General features: G+C 68.2%; 19 protein-coding genes and 1 riboswitch. Of the genes, 7 read left to right on the top strand and 12 right to left on the bottom strand.

Features of this window, described 5'->3' with window-relative positions:
- Positions 1 to 96 precede the first annotated feature (96 nt).
- Complete coding sequence (gene trxB / locus RM25_RS11570) at positions 97 to 1074, bottom strand: thioredoxin-disulfide reductase (protein ID WP_044636526.1); 978 nt, start codon at positions 1072 to 1074, stop codon at positions 97 to 99.
- A 418-nt stretch (positions 1075 to 1492) separates the two neighbouring features.
- Here trxB and RM25_RS11565 point away from each other — a divergent pair, with 418 nt between their 5' ends.
- Positions 1493 to 2812, top strand: a complete 1320-nt coding sequence (locus RM25_RS11565; RefSeq protein WP_036941582.1) for an ABC transporter substrate-binding protein — start codon at positions 1493 to 1495, stop codon at positions 2810 to 2812.
- Between the two features lie 128 nt (positions 2813 to 2940).
- Here RM25_RS11565 and RM25_RS11560 read toward each other — a convergent pair whose 3' ends face one another.
- The 6 genes from RM25_RS11560 to RM25_RS12135 all read right to left on the bottom strand — a co-directional run bounded on the left by RM25_RS11560 (position 2941) and on the right by RM25_RS12135 (position 13810).
- Positions 2941 to 3660, bottom strand: a complete 720-nt coding sequence (locus RM25_RS11560) for a histidine phosphatase family protein (protein ID WP_055346876.1) — start codon at positions 3658 to 3660, stop codon at positions 2941 to 2943.
- 75 nt (positions 3661 to 3735) lie between these two features.
- Positions 3736 to 5811 carry a hypothetical protein gene (locus RM25_RS12140; RefSeq protein ID WP_144406076.1) on the bottom strand — a complete coding sequence of 692 codons (2076 nt, stop codon included), beginning with the start codon at positions 5809 to 5811 and terminating at the stop codon, positions 3736 to 3738.
- A 515-nt stretch (positions 5812 to 6326) separates the two neighbouring features.
- Positions 6327 to 8423 (bottom strand): DUF6049 family protein, encoded by a 2097-nt coding sequence (locus tag RM25_RS11550; protein WP_044636525.1) that lies wholly within the window; start codon positions 8421 to 8423, stop codon positions 6327 to 6329.
- Between the two features lie 173 nt (positions 8424 to 8596).
- Positions 8597 to 10054, bottom strand: a complete 1458-nt coding sequence (locus tag RM25_RS11545; protein ID WP_230845471.1) for an MFS transporter — start codon at positions 10052 to 10054, stop codon at positions 8597 to 8599.
- Positions 10055 to 10489: 435 nt separating this feature from the next.
- On the bottom strand, positions 10490 to 11980 hold the full coding sequence (locus RM25_RS11540; protein ID WP_044636524.1) for a CCA tRNA nucleotidyltransferase: 1491 nt from the start codon (positions 11978 to 11980) through the stop codon (positions 10490 to 10492).
- A 54-nt stretch (positions 11981 to 12034) separates the two neighbouring features.
- Positions 12035 to 13810, bottom strand: coding sequence for a mechanosensitive ion channel domain-containing protein (locus tag RM25_RS12135; protein WP_013162230.1), 1776 nt, complete (start codon positions 13808 to 13810; stop codon positions 12035 to 12037).
- A 200-nt stretch (positions 13811 to 14010) separates the two neighbouring features.
- Positions 14011 to 14189, top strand: a riboswitch (cobalamin riboswitch).
- Positions 14190 to 14440: 251 nt separating this feature from the next.
- On the opposite strand from RM25_RS12135, the gene RM25_RS11530 reads away from it, so the two are divergent.
- From RM25_RS11530 to RM25_RS12130, 4 genes are read left to right on the top strand one after another with little or no spacing between them, the layout of a single operon-like run.
- On the top strand, positions 14441 to 15310 hold the full coding sequence (locus RM25_RS11530) for an ABC transporter substrate-binding protein (RefSeq protein ID WP_080774581.1): 870 nt from the start codon (positions 14441 to 14443) through the stop codon (positions 15308 to 15310).
- A 7-nt stretch (positions 15311 to 15317) separates the two neighbouring features.
- Positions 15318 to 16424: a FecCD family ABC transporter permease gene (locus tag RM25_RS11525; protein ID WP_080774580.1), complete on the top strand. Its 1107-nt coding sequence runs from the start codon at positions 15318 to 15320 to the stop codon at positions 16422 to 16424.
- On the top strand, positions 16421 to 17152 hold the full coding sequence (locus RM25_RS11520; RefSeq protein WP_044636522.1) for an ABC transporter ATP-binding protein: 732 nt from the start codon (positions 16421 to 16423) through the stop codon (positions 17150 to 17152). The genes RM25_RS11525 and RM25_RS11520 overlap by 4 nt, the downstream gene beginning before the upstream one ends.
- Complete coding sequence (locus RM25_RS12130) at positions 17142 to 17933, top strand: (2Fe-2S) ferredoxin domain-containing protein (RefSeq protein WP_052809225.1); 792 nt, start codon at positions 17142 to 17144, stop codon at positions 17931 to 17933. The genes RM25_RS11520 and RM25_RS12130 overlap by 11 nt, the downstream gene beginning before the upstream one ends.
- Before the next feature lie 39 nt (positions 17934 to 17972).
- Here the strand turns inward: RM25_RS12130 and RM25_RS11510 are convergent, their stop codons facing one another.
- The 3 genes from RM25_RS11510 to RM25_RS11500 all read right to left on the bottom strand — a co-directional run bounded on the left by RM25_RS11510 (position 17973) and on the right by RM25_RS11500 (position 19897).
- Positions 17973 to 18290: a DoxX-related protein gene (locus RM25_RS11510; RefSeq protein WP_013162225.1), complete on the bottom strand. Its 318-nt coding sequence runs from the start codon at positions 18288 to 18290 to the stop codon at positions 17973 to 17975.
- 206 nt (positions 18291 to 18496) lie between these two features.
- Positions 18497 to 19153, bottom strand: coding sequence for an NAD(P)H-binding protein (locus RM25_RS11505; RefSeq protein WP_044636521.1), 657 nt, complete (start codon positions 19151 to 19153; stop codon positions 18497 to 18499).
- A gap of 57 nt (positions 19154 to 19210) precedes the next feature.
- Positions 19211 to 19897 (bottom strand): TetR/AcrR family transcriptional regulator, encoded by a 687-nt coding sequence (locus tag RM25_RS11500; protein WP_052809224.1) that lies wholly within the window; start codon positions 19895 to 19897, stop codon positions 19211 to 19213.
- Between the two features lie 213 nt (positions 19898 to 20110).
- On the opposite strand from RM25_RS11500, the gene RM25_RS11495 reads away from it, so the two are divergent.
- Together RM25_RS11495 and RM25_RS11490 are read left to right on the top strand one after the other, a co-directional pair.
- Entirely contained in the window at positions 20111 to 22615 is a 2505-nt protein-coding gene (locus RM25_RS11495) for an MMPL family transporter (RefSeq protein ID WP_044636520.1), read from the top strand.
- Between the two features lie 392 nt (positions 22616 to 23007).
- Positions 23008 to 23211 carry a hypothetical protein gene (locus RM25_RS11490; protein WP_013162221.1) on the top strand — a complete coding sequence of 68 codons (204 nt, stop codon included), beginning with the start codon at positions 23008 to 23010 and terminating at the stop codon, positions 23209 to 23211.
- A gap of 27 nt (positions 23212 to 23238) precedes the next feature.
- On the opposite strand, the gene RM25_RS11485 is transcribed toward RM25_RS11490, so the two are convergent.
- Together RM25_RS11485 and RM25_RS11480 are read right to left on the bottom strand one after the other, a co-directional pair.
- Positions 23239 to 23961 (bottom strand): DUF1345 domain-containing protein, encoded by a 723-nt coding sequence (locus RM25_RS11485; protein WP_048735348.1) that lies wholly within the window; start codon positions 23959 to 23961, stop codon positions 23239 to 23241.
- Positions 23962 to 24022: 61 nt separating this feature from the next.
- A complete protein-coding gene (locus RM25_RS11480) occupies positions 24023 to 25081 on the bottom strand; it encodes an aldo/keto reductase (RefSeq protein ID WP_013162219.1) in 1059 nt (352 codons plus the stop codon).
- Between the last annotated feature and the right edge of the window lie 43 nt (positions 25082 to 25124).

The following is a 25124-nucleotide window of genomic DNA, read 5'->3' as shown; positions in this document are numbered from 1 at the left end:
GCGGATCCACCCCGTGTACGGAGTGGACCGCAGGGCCGTTATGGCTTGTGGAGCGGATACTCCGGCCGTCCGGGGCCGGGTTGGTCCGCAGGGAGGTCAGGCGTTGGCAAGTGCCTCCGTCGCCTGATCGCTGTTCTCGTCCATCAGGGCGCTCAGGTAGTGCTCGGCGTCCAGTGCGGCGCGGCAACCGGTGCCGGCAGCCGTGATGGCCTGCTGGTACACATGGTCGACCAGGTCGCCACAGGCGAAGACGCCGGGTGCGTCGGTGAGCGTCGAGTCGCCGGCAACCTTCACATAGCCGTCGGGATTGAGCTCTACCTGGCCCTTGACGAGTTCGGAGCGCGGCACATTGCCGATGGCCTCGAACAGGCCGGCCACCGCCAACTCACGTTCCTCGCCGGTCTGCGTGTCGCGCAGGCGCAGTGCGTTGAGCGTGCCGTCGCCCTTCATGCCCACTACCTCGGAGTTCCAGGCGATCTCGATCTTCGGGTTGTCGAAGGCGCGCTTGGCCATGATGTTGCTGGCGCGGAATGCGTCGCGACGATGGATCAGCGTCACCTTGTCCGCAAAGCGGGTGAGGAAGGTTGCCTCTTCGATGGCGGAATCGCCACCACCGACCACGGCAATCTCCTTGCCGCGGAAGAAGAACCCGTCACAGGTGGCGCACCAGCTGACGCCGCGTCCGGAGAACTCCTCCTCCTCGGGCAGGTTGAGATGACGATAGGCCGAGCCCATGGCCAGGATGACCGCGCGGGCGCGGTACACATTGCCCTCGGAGTCGGTGACCTTCTTGATGTCGCCGCCCAGTTCGATCTTGGTGGCGTCATCGGCGATCAACTCGGCGTCGAACTTCTCGGCCTGGGCGCGCATATCGCTCATCAGCACAGGACCCAGCACGCCATCAGGGAATCCGGGGTAGTTCTCCACCTCGGTGGTGGTCATCAACGCACCGCCTGCGGTGACCGAACCCTCGAGCACAATCGGTCGCATGCCGGCGCGTCCGGTGTAGATCGCGGCCGTGTAGCCGGCCGGGCCTGAACCCACGATGATGACATCGCGAATCTCGTCGTTCATGCTTCCCCTTCTCCTTGAGCAAAACCACAAGCTCTAGTTGAATGAAACGTGGCGCACCACAATCTGTAGGGTACGGCATCGCGCCCGGGTGCACACCCGGCGGTCATGCCCCGCACCCCCAAGTGGAGGGACCACACCTTCCTCAACTCTATTGCGGGCGCCACAATTCCCGACCCTGCCCCGCCGCGCTGGACCGCCCCGCAGAGCGGTAGCGATGCACCGGCATGCCGCGCCGTCGCTGTGGGCCTGCGCCGTCCGCCACCCGGTGCGCCATCGACACGGACGCCAGCGGGGAGCGCCGATGCCGCGGGCCGGATAAAGTCGTGACGCGGGCCGGCGTCGCCATGGCATCGGCCTGCCGAGGCCACGCGTGGGACACCCGCGAACCGGCCACTGATCATCGAATGAGGGGGGCGTCGTGCGCCTACAGCGACGGGGACTGCTGGCCTGGGCCGGTGCGGCCGCCGCTGCGGCAACGCTGAGCGCCTGTGGCGGGAAGAGCAGTTCCAGCTCGACCCTGTCGTCGGCCTGTACGCCGTCGCCGACGCCCACCTGGCAGGACGCCAAGAGCCACGGCAGCGGACGGCTCAACATGCTGTCGGCGCTCTACCAGGACCAGGCGAGCCAGGACTCCTACGCCAACAACATGCTCACCGGCTTCTTCGCCGGCACCGGCTATTCGCTTGCGGCCACCTATACGAGCCTGGACAAGCTGCCCGACAAGGTGATCACCTCACTGGCTGCCGGCAAGCTGGCCGATGTGCTCATGCCCGGCCAGGGCTGGGTGCCCGTGCTGGAACGGCAGAATGCGCTGGCCGAGATGCCTGCCGACATCACCGACGGCCTCAACCTGGACCAACGCCTGATGACCGGGTGCTATTGGGGCGACAAGCTGTTCGCGCTGCCCTATGCACTCGACCTGACCGTGATCGGCTACCGCACCGATGTGCTGGCCGACGCCGGCATCAGCGCCCCTCCGCGCACGCTCGACGAGCTGCGCGAGATGGCCAAGCAGCTCAATGCCCCCGACCATGGTGGCTTCGACGTCTTCGGGGCGGGCGTGGTGCACCTGTGGGCGATGCTGGTGGGCAGCTACGGCGGCTCGCTGTTCACGCCCAAGGGCGGCCTGGCGTTCAACGACGGCACCGGGGTGAAGGCGCTCGACTACATCATCGGCCTGGTCAAGGACGGCACGGCCGACCCGGCGAAGATCCCCACCGATGGCGCCCAGCCCCTGTTCATCCAGCAGAAGACGGCCATGTCGCCGATGTCGTCGACCCTGTGGCCGGCGCTGCGGCGCTCACACCTGGACGACGAGGGCCACCTGGGCTTCTTCCCGCTGCCCCCCGACCAGGCGTCCAAGGACCCCGTGGTGCTGCAGACCGGCACCCAGCTGGCCGTCAGCCGCCAGTCGCAGTTCAAGGAAGTGGCCTTCCAGTTCTGCCAGTACGCCCTGCAGTCCCAGCCGCTGTTGTCGGCGGTGAGCATGCTGCCGGCGGTGCCCCCGCGCTCCGACGTGATCGCCGGGTCGCAGCTGGCCGGCAACCGCGTGATGAGCGCCGGGCTGGCGAATGTGAGGTACGCCACCGCCTCGCTGGGCGGCTGCCCGGCCTGGCTCGATCTGGAGCCGGTGATCGAGGGCCAGCTGATGGCGGCGATCCGTGGGCAGCAGTCGTCGGACATGACCGTGGGCAACCTGGCGAAGGTGGTCTCGGACTCGCTGAGCCGCGGCGCCTGAGGCCTGCGGCCCCAACCCCCGACGGGCATGGCCCGCGGGAATCAGGAACCCGTGCAGGGACGCCGGGGCCCCCGAGACTCATCCCGAGACTCATGGAGTGTCGCGGGCCCTGCGGGCATCATCCCTTGTCAGCGGCTCACTTGCTCGTCCGGAAGGTGGTCGAAGCGGCCGACCCACCAGATCATCGCGGTGCCGCCACCCTCGTAGGGGCCGGGCAACGGAAGGCCGGTCTGGATGAAGGTGCTCGAGGTGTTCGGCAGCGAGAACCACGGATCGGGCTCGCCCTCGGGATCGGACAGGCCGAGCGCGGCACGCAGCACATAGTTGGTGATCCACTCGTGGCAGACCAGCGCGACCACGCCGTCCTGGTTGCCGTACCGCTCCAGGATCGAGCGATAGAGGCGCTTGCCGCGTCCCTGCCCCTCGGCCGGGGTCTCCACATGCGATCCGAGGCGGTACCAACCCTCGTCGTGGATGTCCTCGTTGAAGATCAGCCGGTCACTGATGTCAGCCAGCTCCGCGCGCGACGCCCCCTGGAAGCTACCGGGCTCGCCCTGCACGCTCTGGAAGATGCCACCCACCTCGTGGGCCTGCGTCTCCAACTCGATCGGCATGTCGAGCTCGTCGGCAAGCGGAGAGGCCGTCTGCACGGCGCGGGTCATCGGGGAGCTGAGCAACACACTGGGACGCGGCAGCAGCCCGTCGGTGAAGGCATGCGCCAGCGTCTCGGCCTGTTGACGGCCCAGGTCGGTCAACGTGGGATCGGGATATTGGCTGCTCACCGGGTGGTTTGATCCGCTGAGTGCGTTGTTTGCGGACTGGCCATGACGAATGAGAAGCAGCTTCATCGGGCCATTGTCTCAGGGGCGCACCACGAACGGCCAACTGCGGGGTGACGGGGCGCCAACGCTGCGGTGACGGGCTCAGGAATTCACCGAGATCTCGGCAATCGCGCCCTGATAGCGCCCGTTGGTGAGCTGCGGCAGCGAGGTGAGGTAGACCACGAGGTGACGGGTACTGGTGGCCTTGTCAGGCGTCAGCGTGACGCTCTGGCCGGCGGCGTCGGCACGGCTGGCCACGGTCCAGTCCTTCACCGTGGACATCGAGGGGTTCGCGTCGTCGTGGGGCACGAGCAGTTGGACGCCGGTTGGCGCGCCGATCAACGTCAGGGTCACCGACGACAGCTCGTGGGCGCGGCCGAGGTCGAGTAGCAGGCCGCTGCCGGGCTTGACTCCGCCGAATGCTGCGCTGCCGCCGTACTCCTGGGTGTGCCAAGCAGTGGACGGGTAGCCGTCGGTGGCCAGGGCCACCTCGCTGGGCGACTCGGCGGCCTCGCCGCCATCGGCGGTGGGATCGAACTCGACCACCGAGGCCGGGGCAACCACCTTCGCCTGGGCGGACTTCGCGGCACTGGTGGCCTGGCAGGAGCGCACCATGCCGGTGAGCGCGATCACCAGCATCAGCACCACGCCCAGCGGTATCAGCCAGCGCGCCAGTCGATAGGCGCGCGCATCAGTGGCCAGGCGCCGGGGTTCGGCGTCGCGGTCGGGCAGCGGGCCCACCAGCTTGCCGCTGACGTCGATGGTGAGGTCGTCATCGGGATCGTCGTCATCGTCGAAGGCGTCGGCGTCGGACTGCCGCAGGCGCCGCAACCGCGGATCGGTGCGGTCGGGATCGAAATCCCGGAGGTCTGAATGCCTGTGGTCGAGATCCCTGCGGTCGAGATCCCGGTGGTCGGGGTGAGGGGCGCCGCCGTCTCCGGGCTCGGGCAGGGCGGTGATGAAGGTCTGGACCGTCCCCACCGGCACGGCGGAACCGGCGCCCACCGGTGCCGGCGGCCGCGGCGCTGCTGAGCCCGCTGCCTCCGCCTGGGCCCCGGTCAGGGGGGTGCGCGTGCCGGTATCGGTCGTGCCCAGTGGAGAGCTGTCGTCGGCCCCGAAGGGCCAGTTGGGGTCGTCGCCGCCGGGCCAGTTCGGATCGTCGTGGCCCCTAACGGGAGGCATGCGTTGGGTGGCCGGTCCGTCGTCGTCGGGAGTGGCGGCGCGCTGCGGGAGCTCGTCGATGCCGGGGGCATGCAGGCCGATGTGGGCGTTCTCGCCGGCCTCGTCGGCGGGCAGGGCGCGGATGCGTCGTCCCAGCACCTCGTCGGCCTCCGCGGTGCCGAGCACGCGGCCCAGCGCGATGACGATCTCGTCGGCGGTGCGCAGCGGCACCGAATCGGGGCGGGGGTCGAAGGACTGGATGCAGATGGCGTTGACCGTGGGCGGCACGCGTGGGTCGACGCTGGTCGGCGGCGCCCAGTGCGGTCCGTCGGGGCCGGGCGCGCTCATCGGGGCGGCGGGCAGCCCCCACTGGCTGGTCTGGGCCAGGGACGGGTCGATCGGCCAGCGCGCCACCAGGCACGCATACAGGACCTTGCCGAGCGCCCGGACGTCCTCGGCCTCCTGGCGCGCCCAGTTGTCGGACGACGAGATCGTGGCGCCGGCCAGGGCCGCCTCGAGCAGGAAGCCCATGATCTTCACATTGCCGGTGCGGGTGACCACCACGGTGTCGGGATTGAGGCGACGGTGGAACAGGCCCTCGGCGTGCATGGGGGCCAGGGCGTCGGCAAGTTCGCGCACGATATGGGCCGATTCGAGGGCCGTCACCGGGCCGTGGGCGAGCAGCGAACGCAGCGTGATGCCGGTGGCGAATTCGGTGACGATGAAGGGCTGGTCGCCGTCCATGGCGTCGAGGACGCGCACGAAGCGGGAGTCCACTGCCACGGCCGCGCGTCGGGCGGCCTCCAGGGCGCGGGCCGTCTCGGGCGAGTGGGGGTTGAACAGGTGCACCACCACGCGACGCGACAGGGTGCGGTCGATCGCCCGCCAGGTGACGCCGGCGTCCCACTGGTTGAGCTGGGCCTCCAGCTGATAGCGATTGGCCACGAGGTCGCCCGCGATGAGATTGCGCGGATAGGGGCGTGCGCCGGGCAGCTCCGGCTGGCTCTCGGCGCTCATCATCCCCCTCGCTGGCCTCCGCTCCGACGACTGGTTGTCCCGTGCGTGGGCGTACCGGCTCTAGTCTGCCCTCGCGCGCGGGCGCGGGGCACGTGGGCGTGCCGATGCTGCGGGGAATCGCCCATCTTGGAGGTGGGGGGTTGGGGGCTGGGCCGGTGCTCGCCCGGGGGCGACGCTCCCCCTGAGTGGGCATGACGATCCCCCTGAGTGGGCAGTTGTGCGGCAATGACGCCGCACAGGTGACCACCCAACGAGGTTTCCGTGCCAGGCGACGTCGGGCCACTCAGTGGATGGTTGTGATGACTAGACGCATCGAAACCCTCCACCTAAGAACCGATCGAGTCGACGCCGCCCCGAGTCCACCGCCGCCTGGTCACTAACTGGACAGTTGTGCGGGAATGACTCCGCATAGGTGACCAGTTAGTGGTCGGTGGGGTGATGGCCGAGGGGAGACAGCAGGACGAGCCCGCCCGCCGGTGGGCAAACGCCATCCGGTGAGGGGCACCACCCGACGCTCAGTCGTCGAGGGGGCGCGGGTCGAAGGGCACGTCGGGGTCGTCGTCGGCAGGCGTGTGCTGCTGGGCACGCTCGTGGCGCACCTGGCGCACCCGCAGCGCGGTGGCCCCCAACAACACCACGCCGGAGGCGATGATGATGATCCACCCGATGTTGCCCACATTGTTGGCCTGCACGGTGAAGCGCACCGAATCGCCCAGCTGGTGGGCCTGGTCGCCGGCGGTCATCACCATGGCGTCCATCTGCACGGTGCCCGACCCGCTGGCATGCGGGGTGATGCGCACCGTCGCGGATTCACCCGGGTCGAGCCGGATCACATCGGTGTCGTCGATGTCGATGCGCGAGGAGTTGTCGGAGTCGAAGTGCACCCGCACCCGCACGGGGATCGACATCGAATTGGTCAGGCTGATCGGCAACGACGTGGACTTCGAGGGCACGATGAGCTTCTCGCTCATGTGCACCTCCACGCCCCCGGACTGCAGGGCGGCGCTGACGGTGGCCATCGCCGTGTTCAGGTAGGCCTCGGCGGCGTCCGCGTCGGCAAAGCTACCGCTCCACACCCGCGTGATCAGCAACTCCGTGTCGATGCCGGCATCCTCACCCGTCAGCGCCTTGTAGAAGCCCAACTGCGTCTGGGCCGTTGACTCGGCCCCGGTGAGGCTGCCCGGGGCGCTGATCTCGTCGGTGTTGCCGGTCTGCAGCGCTACCGGCGTGGTCTGCTTCTTCAGCAGTTCCTGCAGCGGAACGCGCACCCGCCCAGTGGCAGCGGCAAGTTCGGCGCGAGCAGCATCGCCACCGGTCACCAGGTGCACCGACGTGCCATAGGCGGCGGCACGCACCAGCTGCTCGCTCTGCAGGCGTCCCACCCGGTGCACCAGGTCCTGGTCGGGGGCCGGCGCGGGCCCGCCGTCGCCCAGCGTGGTCTGCACCGACACCACGGTGAGCTGGGTGGGTGCACCCTGCCGCACCGTTGCCTGACGCACCGGCGATGCCGGGTCGATGCCCTGCGCCAACACCAGCGTCGGCTTGGCGCTGGCCAGGTATTCGAGGTCGTTGCTGGTGAGCGCATTGCCGGTGGCGGTGATCGCCAGCGGCAGTGCCTTGAGGGTCTGGTTGCCCGCCGACTGCTGCGCCGCCGACACCAGCAGGTCGTGGCGGGACGCCGACGCGGCCGCGCTGACGCCCAACATCCCGTACAGGCCGCGGTAACTGCGTCCGTTCGCTGCGACGCCCTGGATGCGCCGCAGGAACGAGCTGGCGGCGTCCTGTCCCCGGCCGGGAACCCGCGTGCCGTCGGTGCTGCGCACCTCGTAGCCCGAGGCCATCGCCGTGAGCTCATCGACCAGCAGGGGGTCGATCACCGAGCTGACGTTGTCGGCCTCGGCGAGCTGCACCAGCTGGCCAAGGCGTCCGTCGGGGGAGATCTCGGCGGCCAGGTGGTCGTCGGTGAACACGGGCTTGCCGTTGTCGGTGCCCACATAGCTGGGCGCGCTGGCCAGCTCGGCCACCGTCGTGACGTCGTACTTCGAGGTGCCGGGATAGGAGATGAGGGTGCGTGAGCTGCCCACCTGGGTTCCTGCGCTGTTGTCGACGCGCACGCCCACCAGGTAGGCGTTGCCCGGGCTCACCAGGGCCAACGGGTCGCCACCGCCCGAGAAGGCGGCGCGCACCGTGAAGTTGGCGCTCGCCCCCGGCGTCAGGCTGGCCACCGTCTGGGCGGCGGCCGAGGTGGTGACCACATCGCCCATCGGCTCGGACGACTGGTTCTTCACCAGGAAGTTGAGCGCGTCGGCGTTGGTCAGTGGCGCCCGATTGCGCCACATGTGCACGGTGGGACGGTTCACCGTGGCCGAGCCCTTGTTGGTGATGGTGCCGGTGAGCGTGAGGTCGCCCTCGTCGGTGACCGCCGACGGCGACATCGAGGTGAAGGTGACGTCCAGTGTCGCGTCGTCGGCGCGCACGGCGGGATGCACGACGCCCAGCGACAGCGTGGTGAGCACGATGCACAACAGCCCGGCCAGCCAGCGCGGCAGCCGGGCCTGCGGGCCGGTGCGCCGGCGGTCACCGGAGGCGTCGTCGGCATGTCGTGGGCTCACCCGCCCATCGTATTGCCTGTGCCTGTCGATGCCCTGCCTGTTGACGACGGGGCCTGTTGATGCCGGGGCCTGTTGATGCCGGGGCCTGTTGACGCCCGACCCTGTTGATGACGTGCCCGGTGACGGACGACACCTGCGCGGCAGGCCCGCAGTCCCGTCGTCCCGCGACGGCCTCAGACCGTCACGGAGTGTGCGGTGGGCGGCGCGCCACGGCCCAGGGTGACGCGGTCGTAGATCGCCAGTCCGATGGCGACGGCGATGATCACGGCGATCACCACATAGGCCCAGGTGAGCGCCACGGCCCAGCCCTTGGTGACCAGGGTGAAGAACACGGCGGTGATCACCGCATTGCCGATGGCGGTGGCCACGCGCTCGGTGGTCGACTTCACGCCGCCGGCGACGCCGCCCTCCTTCGGGGGCACCTCGAGCATCGACAGGGTCTGGTTGCAGCCGGTCATGCAGCCGTTGCCGATGCCGATCAGCGACAGCGGCACGGCAAGCCACCAGAAGTTGACCCCGTGCTCCATGATCAGCTTGGCCATGCCGATGGAACCCAGCACGCCCACCAGGATGCACGACAGGCCGACGATCACCAGGTTGCGTCCGCGGGTGAGGGCCTGGCGTCCACACCACAGGGACGCGATGGCCGACAACACCGCATTCGGCAGGCCGATCATGCCCGCCTGCAGGGCCGAGACATGCATGCCGTCCTGCAGGAACAGCGCCACGAGCACGAAGATCGACGTGCCACCCAGGAACTGCGTGCCCGACACGGCGGTGGCATGGGTGAACGAGCGGTAGCGGAACAGCTTCAGGTCAACCATCGGTTGACCCCCGCGGGCGCCGTAGTGGCGCTCCCAGCGCACCCACGCCACCAGCAGCACGGCAGCGACCGGCAACAGCAGGAAGCCCGGGCCGGTCTTGAGCATGAACGGCATCATGATGCACAGCACGGCGGCGGCCAGCAACACCATCGCCACCGGGTCGAGGTCGAGCTTGGTGTGCACCGCCTCGCCGGCCTCCTTGGCGTGGCGACGCCGGCGCTCCCCGTCGAAGGGGAACCACATGAGGGCCAGTGCGATGCCCAGGAAACCGAGCGGGGCGTTCCACAGGAAGCTGGCGCGCCAGCCGTTCTGGGCGCCCAGCGCACGGATGATCAGGCCGGTGAACAGCGGGCCGGCGGCCACCGATGCGGCGATCACCAGGCCGAAGACGCTGTAGGCGCGCGCCCGGCCCTCACCGCGGAAGTACTGCTGGATCATGCCGATGGTCTGGGGATTGAGCACGCCGGCACCGAAGCCCTGCGCCACGCGGGCGATGTTGAGCAGCCCCGGGGTGCTCGCGAAGCCACAGACCAGCGAGCCGATCGAGAAGATCGACACGCCGGTGATCCACACGGTGCCGCGTCCGATCGCGTCGCCGAGGCGCCCCGAGGGCACCAGCAGCATGCCGAACACCAGGGCGTAGCCCGACAGCATCCATTGCACGGACGTGTCGGAGGCGCCGATGGAGGTTTCGATGGTGGGCAGTGCCACGTTGATCGAGCTGATCGACATCAGTGACATCGCCAGCGGGATCATCAGTACGATCAGTACCTTGAGTCGGTTGAACACCCGATCGGTGCCCGGCACGTGAATAAGGTGCCGCTCGTTCCTGAAATCCACTGAGTTCCTCAACTTCTCTGCTTGTCATTCCCGCAGCACGCATAGTCAAGGCGAAGCGCCACCGATGCTCGGGGGTGGCAGCTTCGCCTTGTGCATGCTTGTTTCGTCCACGCATGTGGTGGTCCACGCCGGCTTCCGTGCACGGGGCGCCAAGGGCTATCGCCGCGAGATGGCCATCCGACGTGATACCGGAATATATCTCGTGTCGAGCGCCGTACCTGAGAATTCATTGCGTGGTGGCTGGCATATCCAACCGATTCCGTGGCGGTCAGTGGCCAACCCATTCAGGAAGGCGCAAGCCGCCGGGGCATCGGTGACGGATGAAGCCAACTCACCTAGTGTAGTCGCCCCTGTCTGTGGGCAAGCGGTGCTCGTGGATTGCCGTGCAATCCGCTCGTTGCCTCAGCTGGCATCCGGGTGGGGCTGCGCGGCCCACCAGCGCTTCAGCTCGGCGACTGCGGCGTCATGGTCGAGGGGGCCCTGGTCCATGCGCACCGACAGCATGTGCTGGTAGGCCCGGCCCACCTGCGGACCCGGCGCGATGCCCAGGATCGTCATGATCTCGTCGCCGTTCAGGTCGGGACGGATCGACTTCAACTCCTCGGTGGCGGCCAGCTCGTCGATGCGGGCCTCGAGCTCGTCGTAGGCGCGGCGCAGGGTGTCGGCCTTGCGGGCATTGCGGGTGGTGCAGTCGCTGCGGGTGAGGATGTGCAGGTGCTCCAGCTGGTCGCCGGCGTCGCGCACATAGCGGCGCACCGCCGAATCGGTCCAGCTCGCCTCGCCATAGCCATGAAAGCGCAGGTGCTGTTCGATGAGCTGGCCCACCGCGTCCACCACGGCCTTGGGATAGTGCAGTGCACGCAGCCGCTTGCGCGCCAGCTTGGCGCCCACGATGTCGTGGTGGTGGAAGGTGACCTTGTCGCCGTCCAGCCCCCGGGTGGCCGGCTTGCCGATGTCGTGCAGCAGCGCCGCCAGGCGGATCACCAGGTCGGGCTGGTGGTGGGGGTTGGGCTTGCCGTCCTTGTAGTCGCGGGCCTTCTCCAGCGCGATCGCCTGATCGAGCACCGTCAGTGAGTGCTCGTAGACGTCCTTGTGGCGGAAGTGCTCGTCGCGTTCCAGGCGCATTGCGGGCAGTTCGGGCAGCACGATGTCGGCCAGTCCGCTGGCCACCAACAGGTTGAGGCCCGGGCGCGGCGCGTCGGCCAGCAGCAGCTTCGACAATTCGTCGCGCACTCGCTCGGGCGAGACGATCTCGATGCGCTCGTGCATGGCCTTCATCGCATTGAAGGTGACCGGGTCAACCTTGAACCCCAGCTGGGCGGCGAACCGGCAGGCCCGCATCATGCGCAGCGGATCGTCGCTGAAGCTGATCTCGGGGGCCGTCGGGGTGCGCAGCACCTTCGCGGCGAGGTCCCGGATGCCGCCGTGGGGGTCGACGAACGCCTTGGAATGCACGTCGATGGCCATCGCATTCACCGTGAAATCGCGGCGCACCAGGTCGTCCTGCACATTGTCGCCGTAGGCCACGATCGGCTTGCGCGAATCGGGCTCGTAGGCGTCGGCGCGGAAGGTGGTGATCTCGATCTGCAGCTCGTGGCCGTTCGACTTCTTGGACGCCCCGATGGTGCCGAACTCCTTGCCGACGGTCCATACCGCGGAGCTGAACCGGTGCAGCAACCGCTCGGTGGTGTCGGGATCGGCCGAGGTGGTGAAGTCGAGGTCGTGGCCCAGGCGGCCCAACAGGGCGTCGCGCACCGAACCGCCCACCAGGTAGAGCTCCTCGCCGGCTTTGTGGAACAGCGCGCCCAGCTCGTCGATCACCGGTGTGATGCGCAACAGCTCATCCACCGCGTGACGCTGGGCAACAGACAGGGCCTGCGAAGAATCGGACACGAGTCACGAGTTTAGTGGCGGTGCCGGCCCGGTGGTGGGGGCGAGGTCGGTCGCTCAGTCGCGCTTGCGGCCGCGACGCCCGAACAGGCGCCGTGTCTGGTCGGCCGGCGGCTCGGACGGGTCGGATCGGTCGCCGGACTGCGGGGCCGGATCGCCGGTGCCCTGCTCCGGGTCGGTGCCGGGCTGGTGCCCGGTGTCGATCGCCCGCAGGCTGCGGGTCTTGCTGGCCTCGTCGTCGCCCTTCGCATCGGAGGAGCCGGCCGCAGTGGACTTGGTGGCGCCGGAGTCGGCGGCACCGGTGCGGGGGTCACTGGGGTCGGCGCCGGGCCTGTCGCCCGTGGGCTTCGCACCGTCGGTGCCCGAGCCCGATGCCGCAGTATCTGATGCGGCAGTGCCTGATGCCGTCGTGCCCGATGCCGCGGTGCTGCGGTGCGTCCGGCCGGTGCCGTCGGCCTGATCGGGCCGACGCAGCACATCATCGGCGCTCATCAGCACCGTCTGGTCGGCGGTCATGTCGTGCACCTCGCTGGCCCCGGGAGTGGCCTGCGCCACCCAGCGCACCGAGCGGTCGGCGCCGTGGTCGAGCCAGGCGCGGGCCTTGCGCAGCTGGCCGGTGTCGGCGGCCTTCACCTTCGGGGCGGGCAGGGTGTCGTCAGCCGGCACCACCTGATCGGATGCCGGACCCGCTGCGGCCTGGGCTGCGTCGGTCGGCCGGCTGTCGGCGGCGGCCTGTCCCGGCTCGGCGGGACGCCGGATCACCTCGCCGGTGGGGGGCGTGCCCTGCTCGGCCGACGGCTCCTGCGTGGCCTCCCCGGCTGGTTCGGTGCCCGTCCGTCCCGTGGCCGACTGGTCGGTGGCGTGCCGTTCGGCCATGCGCTGCTGCGCCAACTGGCCCAGGCGGCGCCTGCGGGAATGGGGCATGGCCATGGTCTCGTCGGCGGTGTGCGGCGGCACCGTGGCCACCCGCGTCACCGGCATCCGCACGCCGGCCTGGCTCAGCGTCGACAACGCGCGGCTGCGGATCTCGCGCTCGACGTCCCACTGCGAATTGGCCGGGCACTTGATCGAGATCTGGTAGCTGGCGGTGGTGGCGTCCAGGGCGGACAGGCCCAGCATGCTGGGCTCCTCCAGCATCTTGTTGTGCCAATCGGGCTCGGAGTCCATCTTCTTCAACATGCGCGCCAGCAGCCGGATCACCAGCTTGGGGCTCTCGTCGACGCTCACCGGAATGGTCACCAGGCTCGACGTGAAGCCCTGGCTCACATTGCCCACCGTGCTGATCTCGCCGTTGCGCACGTACCAGACCTCGCCATTGAAGTCCTGCAACTCGGTGACGCGGAAGCCCACCGATCGCACGGTGCCCTTGAGCTTGTTCACCTCGATGATGTCGCCGACGCCGTACTGGTCCTCGGCAAGCATGAATACGCCACTGAACAGGTCCTTGAACAGGCTTTGCGCGCCGAAGCCGACCGCGACGCCGACGATGCCGGCGCTTGCCAGGGCGGGTCCGATGTTGATGTTCAGTGAGTTCAGCACCATGAGCACCACGACGATGATCAACACCACGTCGGTCATCGACTTCAGCACCGAACCCAGCGTCTTGGCCCGCTGCATGGAGCGGTTGGTGTTCACCCCGCCGGTGGTGGCGACCACGCTCGAGGAACGTCCCATCGCCAGCAGGCCGTGCTCGCCCTGACGTTGGGTGGCGCGCGCCACCGCGCGATCGATCACCTTGCGCAGCGCGAAGCGGCAGACCAGCGCCAGCACGAGGGTGACGACGATCTCGATGACGGTCTCAGGGAACTTGACGCTGACCTCCAGCGGAATCATGGACATCCTTCCGGGCCCACCGGCGGCCGTGGACCTGATACCAGTGTGCCCCAGTCGGGAACCCGTGCGGAGCGTCAAGACTGTGTGTTGGCTGAGGATCACCGGTGCGGTGGTGCCCAGGTCGTGGGTCGGTCGGCGAAAAGGGGTCCCGGGTGGCAGGCAGAGGGGTCCGGGATCGCACCCGACCGCGGCCGGAGCCCTAGACTGTCTGCCCGTTGGGTCGCATCACAGATGTGTGGGAATCCGGTGGGAAACCGGGACTGTCGCGCAGCGGTGAGGCCGACGCAGCAGGCATCAGGTCACTGGGGCGGATCCCCGGGAAGGCGCCTGCCGCGGATGACGCCGAGTCCGAAGACCAAGCCCAACGCTCTTGTCACGGTCGGCCCCGCGAAGGGCCCCTCAGGAAGGTTTCGCAATGTCCGCGTACTCACGTCCCAATTCCCCGCGCCCGAATTCCGTGCGTTCAAGCTCTGGGCGCTCAAGCTCTGCGCGCCCCAACGTCGCCCGCCGCCTGCCGGTCCGCTCCCGCCTGGTGGCCCTGGGCCTCGGCCTGGCCATGCCGCCACCGGATGCGCCGGCGCGCCCGGCTCGGGAAGCTCGTCGGCAAGCGCCACCGGTGGTGCCTTCCCGGTGTCGGTGAACAACTGCGGGCGCACCGTCACCGTGAAGCAGCAGCCGACGCGCGCGGTGGCACTCAACCAGGGCGCCATCGAGGAGGCGCTCGCGCTGGGCGTGCAGAAGCAGATGGCAGGCACCGCCTACCTCGACGACAAGGTGGCCGACAAGTACAAGGACGCCTACGCGTCGATCCCGGTGCTGGCCGACAAGTACCCCACCAAGGAGGTCTTCGCCCAGGCCAAGCCCGACTTCGCCCTGGCGTCGTATGCCAGCGCCTTCAGCGACAAGGCGGTGGGCACCCGCGACGAACTCGAGCAGCAGGGCATCCCCACCTACCTAGACCCCTTCGCCTGTGACAACAAGGCCGACCGCGCCCAGGTGAGCTTCGACAATGTGTGGTCGTCGCTGGGCGACATCGCCAAGCTGTTCGGCCAGCCCGGCAATGCCACCACGGTGATCGACGCGCAGAAGACCGAGCTGGACGCCGTCAAGCAGGCGAAGGCCGGCGACGGCCAGAAGGTGTTCTGGTGGGATTCGCAGACCGACACCCCGTTCACCGGCGGCAATGCCGGCGGTCCGGCGCTGGTGATGCAGGCGGTCGGTGCCACCAACGCGTTCGCCGACGTGGACGGGGCCTGGGCCAATGTGCCCTGGGAGAAGGTCGTGGCCGCCGATCCCGATGTGATCGTGCTGGCCGACGCGTCATGGTCCACCGCCCAGTCGAAGATCGACTACATCTCCAACGATCCGGCGCTGAAGAACCTCAAGGCCGTGCAGAACAAGCGCTTCATCACCGTGCCGTTCTCGCAGACCACGCCGGGCGCCACGCTGGTGGACGGCGCCAAGTCCGTCTCGGACCAGCTCGCCGCACTGCCCAGGTGATGCGTCCATGACGCGGACCGCGGCGGACGCCCGGGCTGATGCCGGCGGTAGCGCCGATGCGGGCAGCCGGACCCACGCAGGGCACGCTCGTACCGCGCACTGGCTGTGGCTGGGCGTCCTGGTGGTCGCGCTGGCGGTGAGTGTCGTGATGGCGCTGGGCATCGGATCGGTGCCGCTGTCACCCGGTGAGGTGGTGGGCGTGATCGCGCGACGCCTGCGGCTGATCACCGGCGCCGATGTCACGCCGCTGGCCGACCAGATCGTCTGGCAGCTGCGCCTGCCGCGCGTGCTGGCGTCCATCGCCGCCGGAGCCGTGCTGGCCGTGTGCGGTGCGATCCTGCAGACGCTCACCGGAAATGCGCTGGCCGACCCCTATCTGCTGGGCATCTCGAGCGGCGCCAGCGTCGGGGCGGTCTTCGTGCTGGAGATCGGCCTGTCGGTGGGCCTGTCGCAGTCGGTGCTCATGATGGGCGCCGCCTTCGTGGGTGCCGTGCTGGCGATGCTGCTGGTGCTCGTGCTGGCCACCGGACGCGGCGGTGAGCTGCCGCCGGCCCGCACGGTGCTGGCCGGCGTGGCGGTGGCGCAGGTGTGCGCCGCCATCACCTCCCTGTTGATCATGGTGTTCGGGGGCACCACCGCGGCCCGCACGGCGATGGAGTGGAGGCTCGGCTCGTTCGCCGGGGCGCGGTGGTTGGCTGCGGGCGTGCTGGCGGGCGTCGCGCTGGTCACGCTGGTGGGGGCGATGGGTTATTCGCGCACCCTGGACGCCTTCAGCTTCGGCGACACCTCGGCGGCCTCATTGGGCATCAACGTCACCCGGGTGCGCTGGGGGTTGATGATCTTCACCGCCCTGACCACCGCCATGACGGTGGCCTTCGTGGGCCCGATCGGCTTCGTGGGGCTCACCGTGCCCCACATCATGCGCCTGCTGGTGGGCCCCAGGCACGCCGGGCTGTTGCCGCTCACCGCGCTGGGTGGGGCCCTGCTGCTCTTGTGGTCCGACACCGCGGCACGGTCGATCACCGGCAACACCGAGATCCCGGTGGGCGTGATCACCGCGCTGCTGGGCACTCCCGTGTTGGCCGTGCTGTTGCGCAGGCAGGCGTCGCAATGACGCGCCTGGCATGCCGTGGCCTGGGCTGGCAGGTGGACGACCGGTGGATCGTCCGCGACATCACCACCGAGGTGGCCGAGGGTTGCTGCACCGCGCTGGTGGGCATGAACGGCTCCGGCAAGACCACCCTGCTGCAACTGCTGTGTGGGCTGCGCAAGCCCAGTCGGGGTCAGGTGCTGGTGGACGATCGTCGCCTCACCGACATGTCGCGCCGCGAGATCGCCCGCACGATGGCGCTCATGGAACAGCTGCCACAGGCCCGCGTGGCGCTCACCGTGCGCGACGTGGTGGCGCTGGGCCGCATCCCCCACGAGGGACGCTGGCAGCTGAACGCCCATGGCGCCCGGGTGGACGACAGGTCGTGGAACACCTTGTCAGGTGGGGAACGCCAGCGGGTGCAGCTGGCACGCGCCCTGGCCCAGGAGCCGCAGGTGCTGATGCTTGACGAGCCGACGAACCACCTCGACCTGCACCATCAGATCGCCCTGTTGCGCATCGTCACCTCGCTGCGGCTGACCACGCTGGTGGTGCTGCACGACCTCGACCTGGCGGCAGCCTTCGCCGACCGCCTCATCGTGCTCGACGACGGCCACCTGGTGGCGCAGGGTCCTACCGACGAGGTGCTGACCGCCCAGCTGGTGGCCGAGCGCTTCGCGGTGCGTGGACAGGTGAGCCGCACCGATCGACTCAGGTTCTCATGGCAGGGGTTGGTCAGCGATGGCGGCTGAGGAGCGGGGTTGGCAGGTGGTGCTGGTGTCGATGAACGCCACGAGCAACGCGGCGGTGCAGGCCTGGGCCGCGGAGCTGCCGGGCTTGGCGTCGGCCAGCCTGGAGGGTGATGGCACGCCGCTGGTCGAGGTGCTCGATGAATTGGCGGGCGTGGACGCGTCCCCGGGGGCCGGGCCCGAGGGGCGGGCCTCGACGAGTGGGCGCGCGCCGCTCGGTTCGTCCGGGGTGGGCATCCGCCTGATCGGTTGCCAGCCCGGCGGTGGTGCCACGTCGGTGTCGTGGCTGCGTCGGGTAGCCGGACACTGGCTGCGCACCCGCCGCGATGGCGCGCCCGCCGTGGTGCTGCAGGTGCGCCATGAGCGTCACGATGGCGTTGAGCCGCCAGATGCCGGTCCGCTGCGTGGGCCAGTGGCTGTGGCGTCCGCGCCCGGGGAATCCCCCCGGGATGGCTCCGCGTCCGGTACCCGCTGGGACCCGATCAGTGGCGACGAGGCCCCGCTGCACAGCCCGGCGTGGCAGGCTCCCCCGCCGTTCCGGCGTCACCTGCTGGTGTGCTGCGGCGTGCGCTGCAACGCGCAGGGCAGCCGCGAGGTGGTGGAGTCGATGGTGCGCACCGCCAAGGAGCTGGGCGTGGTGCACGACGAGGTGTTGATCACCCGCACCCTGTGCCTGTTCCCGTGCAACCAAGCCCCGGTGGTGGTCAGCTATCCCGACAACCAGTGGCGCGGCGGGGTGACGCCGGCGCAGGCCGCCGAGATCGTCCGCAGGGCGGTGGAGTGAGCATCGCCCGCCGGGCATGACTGCCGGGTGGCGGTGCGCTCAGTCCTCGCGCGTCGCCTCCAGCGCCCACGCCACGAGCAGGGGCTGGAAGTACAGGCGTACCAGGCGTCGCTGGTCACTGTTGAGGAATGATGCGTCGAGGTGCTTCACATATTGGTGCACATTGCCCGGGAACACGGCCGCGAAGAAGGCGGCCGTGGCGCGTCCCACCTGCTTGCGCTGGACGCCGGAGGCAAGCGCGGCGGCAAGCGCCAGCTCGACCACGCCCGAGGCGAGCACCGTGGCGTCCTTGCTGCCCGGCATCCAATCGGGCACCGCGACGGCGAAGCCCTCGCGGGCAAAGCTCAGGTGGCCCACACCGGTGAATGCCAGCGCTCCGGCCAGGCCTCAGCGGGCGGCGGTGCGCACCGGGTGGCGGCGTGCCGAGGGTGACGAGCTGGATGGTGACTGCTTCTGCGAACGGTGGAACATGTCTGACTCCTGGGGGTGGAAATGCTGGGTGGGAGGGATTGGACTGGGGGCTGAGTGATCGCGATGCCCGGTGCCCGAGTCGCCGCCGCAGATCAATAGAACGAGGGCTTGTCGCCGTCGGTGCCCGGCTTGTCGACGCCCACCGAATGGCCGATGTCGCGGTCGGGCTGGTTGATCAGGTGCACCACGACGTCGGCCACCGAAGCACGCGAGACCTCGGTGCCCTTGAAGGGCTCGCCCTTCTGGGTGGTCTCGTAATCAACGGTGGGTTCGTCCTGCAACCAGGCGGGACGAATGATCGTGTAGTCGAGTCCGGACGCCTCGATGGTGGCGGCGGCGCGCGCATAGGTCTGCAGGTATCCGCCGTCGAGCATCTTGTGGTTCCATGCGCCGAAGGCCCCGGGAACCTCGTCGTAGATGCCCAGCGACGAGATCCAGATGAGGCGCTTGACGCCGGCTGCCCGCATGGCCGCCACGACGGCGTCGGCCTCGGCTTCGATCTTTCCGGCGAGGTTGGCGTAGACGATGTCTGCGCCCCGCACGGCCTTCGCCAGGTCGTCGGTGCTGGTGGCATCGCCTTCCACCACGGTCTCGCGGGCGGCGTCGACGTTGCCCAGGCGCGCAGCGTCGCGCATGAACAGGGTGAGGTGGTCGTCGGTTTCGGCCAGCAGCCGTTCGATGACGATGCGGGCGATCTGCCCGTGGGCGCCCAGGACGGTGACGTTCTTGGTGGTTGTCTTCTTCTCCATGGTTGTTCTCCTTCGGAGAGATGACCCCGGTTGTCTACTTGGCTGTATCCACAGTAGCTAGCCCGGGATCGATGATTTCCCGGTTGTTCGGCGCAGCCCCAGCGCGAGGTATCCGGAGTCGCCGCCCGAGGGGGCCGCAGGATTGGGCCCGGACCCGTCGTTGGAGGACGACGCAGCATCCGACGGACGTCCGGCCACGCCGGCGACCGGCACGAGCATGTCCCAGATCCAGGTGGCGGCGGTGTGTACCGGTGGCATCGGGTCGCGCCCGAGCCAGGCGGTGATGATGCCCACTGCCAGGCCGGCGACCCCGGCTGCGGCGATGTCGCGCGGCAGGTTGGGGAAGGGATCGGCGTCCGAGTCGTTCAGGGCGCGCTCGACGATGTCGTGCACGTGGCTGCGCAGCCGGTTGGCCACCACGCCCGACCCGCCGTCGTTGAGCACCCGGCCGTACAGCGAGGCATATTCCGCCACGTGGTTGAGGTAGTCCGTCAGCCCCGGCGGCATGTGCTCGGGTGAGTCGGTGCGCAGGTCCTCGTCGTCGGCCGACCTGTCGATCTGCATCTCCAGTGCGTCGGCCAGCGGCGTGTCCTTGTCGGTGTAGTGCAGGTAGAAGCTCGAGCGGTTCACGCGGGCGCGCTTGGTGATGTCGCCCACCGTGATGTCGTCGAGCGGCCTGTCGCGCGCCAATTCCAGCAGGGCGCCCTGCAGCGCGTGCCGCGTCCTGACGATGCGTGCGTCCATGGTGCCCTCCCCCGATGACCGCCCACCGACGGGCGATCTGCGACGACCTTCACAGGATATGCGACAGATGTTGTTTATGCAACACTCGTTGTGTATCGTGGCTCACGGCCCGACGATGTGCCAACCACGAACGACCAGGTGGCTCCAGTTCGCCGCGTCCCTGCGGGGGCGTGCGGGTGGGGCCGCCACATGTGAGAAACGGAAGGACATCCGATGGCGAAGTTGTTGTACCGGTTGGGCCGAGGGGCCGCACACCGGGCCTGGGCGGTGATCATCTGCTGGCTAATCGTGCTGGCCGCAGCCGGTGGCGCCTATGCCGCGTTCCACGGCACCCTGAGCACCTCATTCTCCATTCCCAACACCGAGACCCAGCAGGTTGCCGACTCGATGAAGCAGGCGCTGCCACAGGCGTCGGGCGGCAGCGAGCGGATCGTCTTCACCTCCGACTCGGGAAGCTTCTCCGACGCCCAGAAGACGCAGATCGCAGAGTTACTCGGTCGGGTGGACAAGGCCGAGGGGGTTACCGGCACGGTCAACCCGTTCCAGACCGCCGACCAGCGCGAGGCGCAGGCTCAGCAACTTGCCGCCGCTGAGACTCAGCTGCAAACTGCCCAGCAGCAGCTGGACGCTGGACGCACCCAGTTCGATGCGGCTCAGCAGAAATTGACCGCCGCCGAGGACCAAGCCAAGGCGGCCGGTGTCTATGACGCGATGGCGGCCCAGTTCCAGGCGCAGCAGGCTCAGTTGGACGCCCAGAAGTCCAAACTGGACGACAGCGCCAATCAGCTGTCGACGCAGCAGGAAAAGGCCACTGCCGCCAAGTCCCTGATCGAGATGTCACAGAATCTGCGCACCGTCTCGCAGGACGGCAGCAGCGCCTTCGCCACCGTCTCGCTGGAGAAGGAAGCAGTGGAGATGGATTCGAGCCAGAAACAGGCCATCCGCGACGTGATCGACGACACCTCGATCCCCGGTGTGCAGACCACCTATTCCAACGGCCTGGCCTTTGACATCGGCGGCCTGGGCGGCATGGAGGTGGTCGGCGTTGCGGTCGCACTCGTGGTGCTGGTGTTCATGATGCGGGCGATCCTGCCTGCCATTACGCCGCTGATCAGCTCGCTGGTGGGCGTGGGTGTAGCCGTGACCGGCGCGCTGGCCCTGTCGGGCAAGGTCACCATGATGAACGTCACCCCGATGCTGGGCCTGATGATCGGCCTGGCGGTGGGCATCGACTATTCGCTGTTCATCCTCAACCGGCATCGCAAGCAGCTGCTGGCCGGCATGGACAAGCGCGAGTCGATCGGTCTGGCGGTGGGCACCGCCGGCAACGCCGTTGTCTTCGCCGGTTCCACCGTGTTCATCGCCTTGCTGGCGCTCAACATCACCGGCATCCCCTTCCTGCGCGTGATGGGCGATGTCGCCGCGGTCGCTGTGCTGGTTGCCGTGCTGGTGGCCATCACCTTCACCCCGGCGTTGCTGAGCCTGATGGGTAACCATGCGCTCAACAAGAAGTCACGCAAGAGCATCGGCACCCCCGAACAGGCAGCCCCCGTGATCCGGCCGATGCGCACCCGTAATGCGGTGCTTCGTGCGGTGATCGCCACCGCCGTACTCGTGGTGATTGCGCTGCCCGCGACGTCCATGCAGCTGGGCATGCCAACCGGCGCCCAGGAACCGACCGATTCGGTGCAATACAAGAACTACAAGACGACCGATGAGAAGTTCGGCGCCGGTGTCAACGGCCCGCTCATGGTGGTGGCCACCTTGCCACAGGCCATGTCGACCGACGAAGAGCAGATCGTGGAGGCAAAGATCGGACAGCAGCTGGCTGCCCAGAACGATGTTGCTGCGGTGGTGCCGGCGGCGGTTTCGGACTCGCGCACGGTGATCGCCTTCCAGGTGATCCCCAACAGCGGGCCGACCGACAAGTCCACCGAGCAACTGGTGCACGATCTGCGCGATCTGTCACCTACGTCAGACGGAACCACTCTGGGTGTGGCGGGTCAGACGTCGATGAGTATCGACGTCTCTCAGAAACTGGCCGATGCGCTACCTTCCTATCTCATCGTGGTGGTCGGCCTGTCGCTGGTCATTCTCATGGTGGTCTTCCGCTCGATCCTGGTGCCTATCGTGGCCACCGGCGGGTTCGTGTTGTCCCTGTTCGCCGCGTTGGGGGCCACCACGGCCGTCTATCAATGGGGTTGGTTGGGCTCGGTGTTCGGCGTGCATGATCCAAGCCCGCTGCTGAGCTTCGCACCCACGATTATCATCGGTGTGCTGTTCGGCCTGGCCATGGACTATCAGCTGTTCCTGGTGAGCGGTATGCGCGAGGCCTATGAGCACGGAGTCGAGGCGCGGGTGGCCGTGAAGAGCGGTTTGCGCATGGCCGCCCCGGTTGTGCGTGCCGCCGCGATCATCATGATCTCGGTGTTCGCAGGCTTCATCTTCTCGCCAATGAATGTGATTCGTCCGCTCGGCTTCGGCCTGGCCTTCGGCGTGCTCTTCGACGCCTTCGGCGTGCGGCTGTTCATCATGCCGGCGCTGATGCACCTCATGGGCAAGACGGCCTGGTGGCTGCCGAAGTGGCTTGACCGCATCCTGCCCAATGTCGACGTCGAGGGAACCTCGTTGGAGCGCACGCACAATGTGCTCGTGTCCGACTCGGCCCACGATCCGGCTGCTTCGCATGGCAAGGGCGTGAATCCGGCGACGCAGTAGCGCCGAACCCGGTATTGCAGAAGATGCAGGGGGCGTCCGTGGAGTCGATCCACGGACGCCCCCTCTTTGTCCACAGAAAGGTCATTGAGGATTCATTGCGTCGTGACGGGTTACACAAGGCCGATTCATAGTTCGACCTGCCGAAACCCTTTGGCGGATTGGCGAGATTCGGATCCTTCTCAGTGGTGATGAGAATGGCGTCCATATCGGCGATTCGCATGTTAACATCACGAAAAGCCGTTGACTCAGGCATCGGCAGTCACGCCGGAATTCGAATCTTGTCGTGGGATGTCGGGAAGTTGCGGGGCTGTGCCAGCGCCGGCACAGGGATAGTGTTCACCCAGACCTCGGGGATCGTCGTCTACTGCGCCGCACAATAGAAGGGGGGAGACATGACCAAGAATCGGTTGCTCCTGGCGTTTACTGCTATTGGTCTTGTGGTGTTCGTTCTTCACCTACTCGGAATCATCGGAAGACTGCCATTCAACATCATCATGGTCGTATATTTCGTGGCCGTTTTCGCTGTCAGCGGGTACTCAATGCTGGCTGACGTGAAGTCTGGCCGTGGTTCCTTCGGTCCGGGGCAAAAACCTTGAGCGGGCGCCGGAGGCTGTGGTATACGCTCAGCCGCCGGCGGCCACCTGCACGAACATGTTGATCATCGAGGCGACCACCACGGTGCCGAACAAATAGGAGATCAACGCATGGTGCAGCGCAATGCGTCGCAGTTCCTTGGTGCCCAGGTTGGTGTCCGACACCTGGTAGGTCATGCCGATGGTGAAGGCCAGGTAGGCGAAGTCGATGTAGCAGGGGCGGTCGTCACCGTTGAAGTTGATGCCGGTGCCGCCATCGCGGAAGTAGACGTAGGCGTAGCGCAGCGTGAACAGCGTGTGGATGGCAGACCATGACGCCAGGATGCCCAGCACCCCGATGATGGAGTCGGGGACCAGCTGCCCCTTGCTCTTGGCCCCGAACATCAGCAGGGCGAGCCCCACGATGCTGGCCATGCAGGCACTCATCAGCAGGGTGTCGGAGACGCCCGCGCTGGGATTGTTCTCCTGGGCATGGTCGCGGGTGTCATCGTCGCTCATGCGGAACACCAAGTACCAGGTGGACACGGTGAACAGGGTGGCGGCGACCACCCAGCCGAGCATCAACGAGCCGGGGCTGTGCCCCATCCACAGGGTGCCGACGCCCACTGCCACGCCCACGGCAATGCTGATCCACAAGCGCATATGCAGTGAATCGCCCAGCTTGCGCCGCACCGGACCCTGCGCCTTGCGCGGTGTGGGACGCCGCCGGCGCCGGGCGGCAGCCGTTCGTGCACGTGCCTTGCGGGCGGTCATCGGGCGGCGCTTCGGTTCGGGTGACAGGGTCCTGCGGCCGGGAGCCTCATGGCCAAGGAACTCAGTCGCTCCACAGCTCGTGGCCGGGACGCGCGCCGTGTGCGTCGATGGCGGCAAGCTCCTCGGCGGTGAAGTACAGGTTCTTGAGCGCGCCCAGGCTGTTGGTGAGCTGCTTGACGCTGGACGCCCCGATCACCACCGACGAGACGCGCTCGTCGCGCAGCAGCCATGCCAGTGCCATCTGGGCCAGGCTCTGGCCGCGCGCGGCGGCGATGTCGTTGAGCGCCCGCACCTGGGCGAGCGTGTCCTCGTCGAGCCAGCTCTGGCGGAAGTCGGAGCTGTGGCGGGCGCGTGAATCGTCGGGCACGCCCTGGAGGTAGCGCGAGGTGAGCAGACCCTGCTGCAGCGGGCTGAAGGCCATCACGCCCATGCCCTCCGCCTCGGCCCGGTCGAGCAGCGATTCACGGGCGGCGCCATCGCCGCCGCCCTCGACCCACCGGTTGAAGATGGAATAGCGGGCCTGGTGGATCAGCAGCGGAGTGCCGAGTTCGCGGGCGATCTGGGCTGCCTGCGCGGTTTCGGCGGCCGGATAGTTCGAGATGGCCGCATACAGGGCCTTGCCGCTGCGCACGGCCCTATCGAGCGCCATCATCGTCTCCTCGAGGGGGGTCTCGGGGTCGAAGCGGTGCGAATAGAAGATGTCGACGTAGTCGAGCCCCAGGCGGGCCAGCGACTGGTCGAGCGAGGCGCGAATGTACTTGCGGCTTCCGCCGCCCTGGCCGTAGGGGCCGGGCCACATGTCGTAGCCGGCCTTGGTGCTGATCACCAGCTCATCGCGGTAGGGCGCCAGGTCGGTGCGCAGCAGCGTGCCGAAGTTGATCTCGGCCTGCCCATAGGGCGGGCCGTAGTTGTTGGCGAGGTCGAAGTGCGTCACACCGGCATCGAAGGCAGCCCGCACCACGGCCCGTTGGGTCTCGAAGGGCTGGGCGTCACCGAAGTTCTTCCACAGTCCCAGCGAGATTGCGGGAAGTTGTAGGCCCCAATGCCCCACCCGGCGGTAGATCATCCGGCCGTCGTAGCGCTTCGGATCAGGCTGATAACTCACACCATCGGTCAACATGTTTCCAGTCTGCCATCGCCCTGCGAGGCTCGCGCGACGGGTG

Origin of the sequence: Propionibacterium freudenreichii subsp. freudenreichii, assembly GCF_000940845.1 — a bacterium.
In the GTDB taxonomy this organism is placed as follows: Bacteria; Actinomycetota; Actinomycetes; order Propionibacteriales; family Propionibacteriaceae; genus Propionibacterium; species Propionibacterium freudenreichii.
Note: the sequence above shows the minus strand (reverse complement) of the source record. Positions and strands in the feature narration are given on the sequence as shown.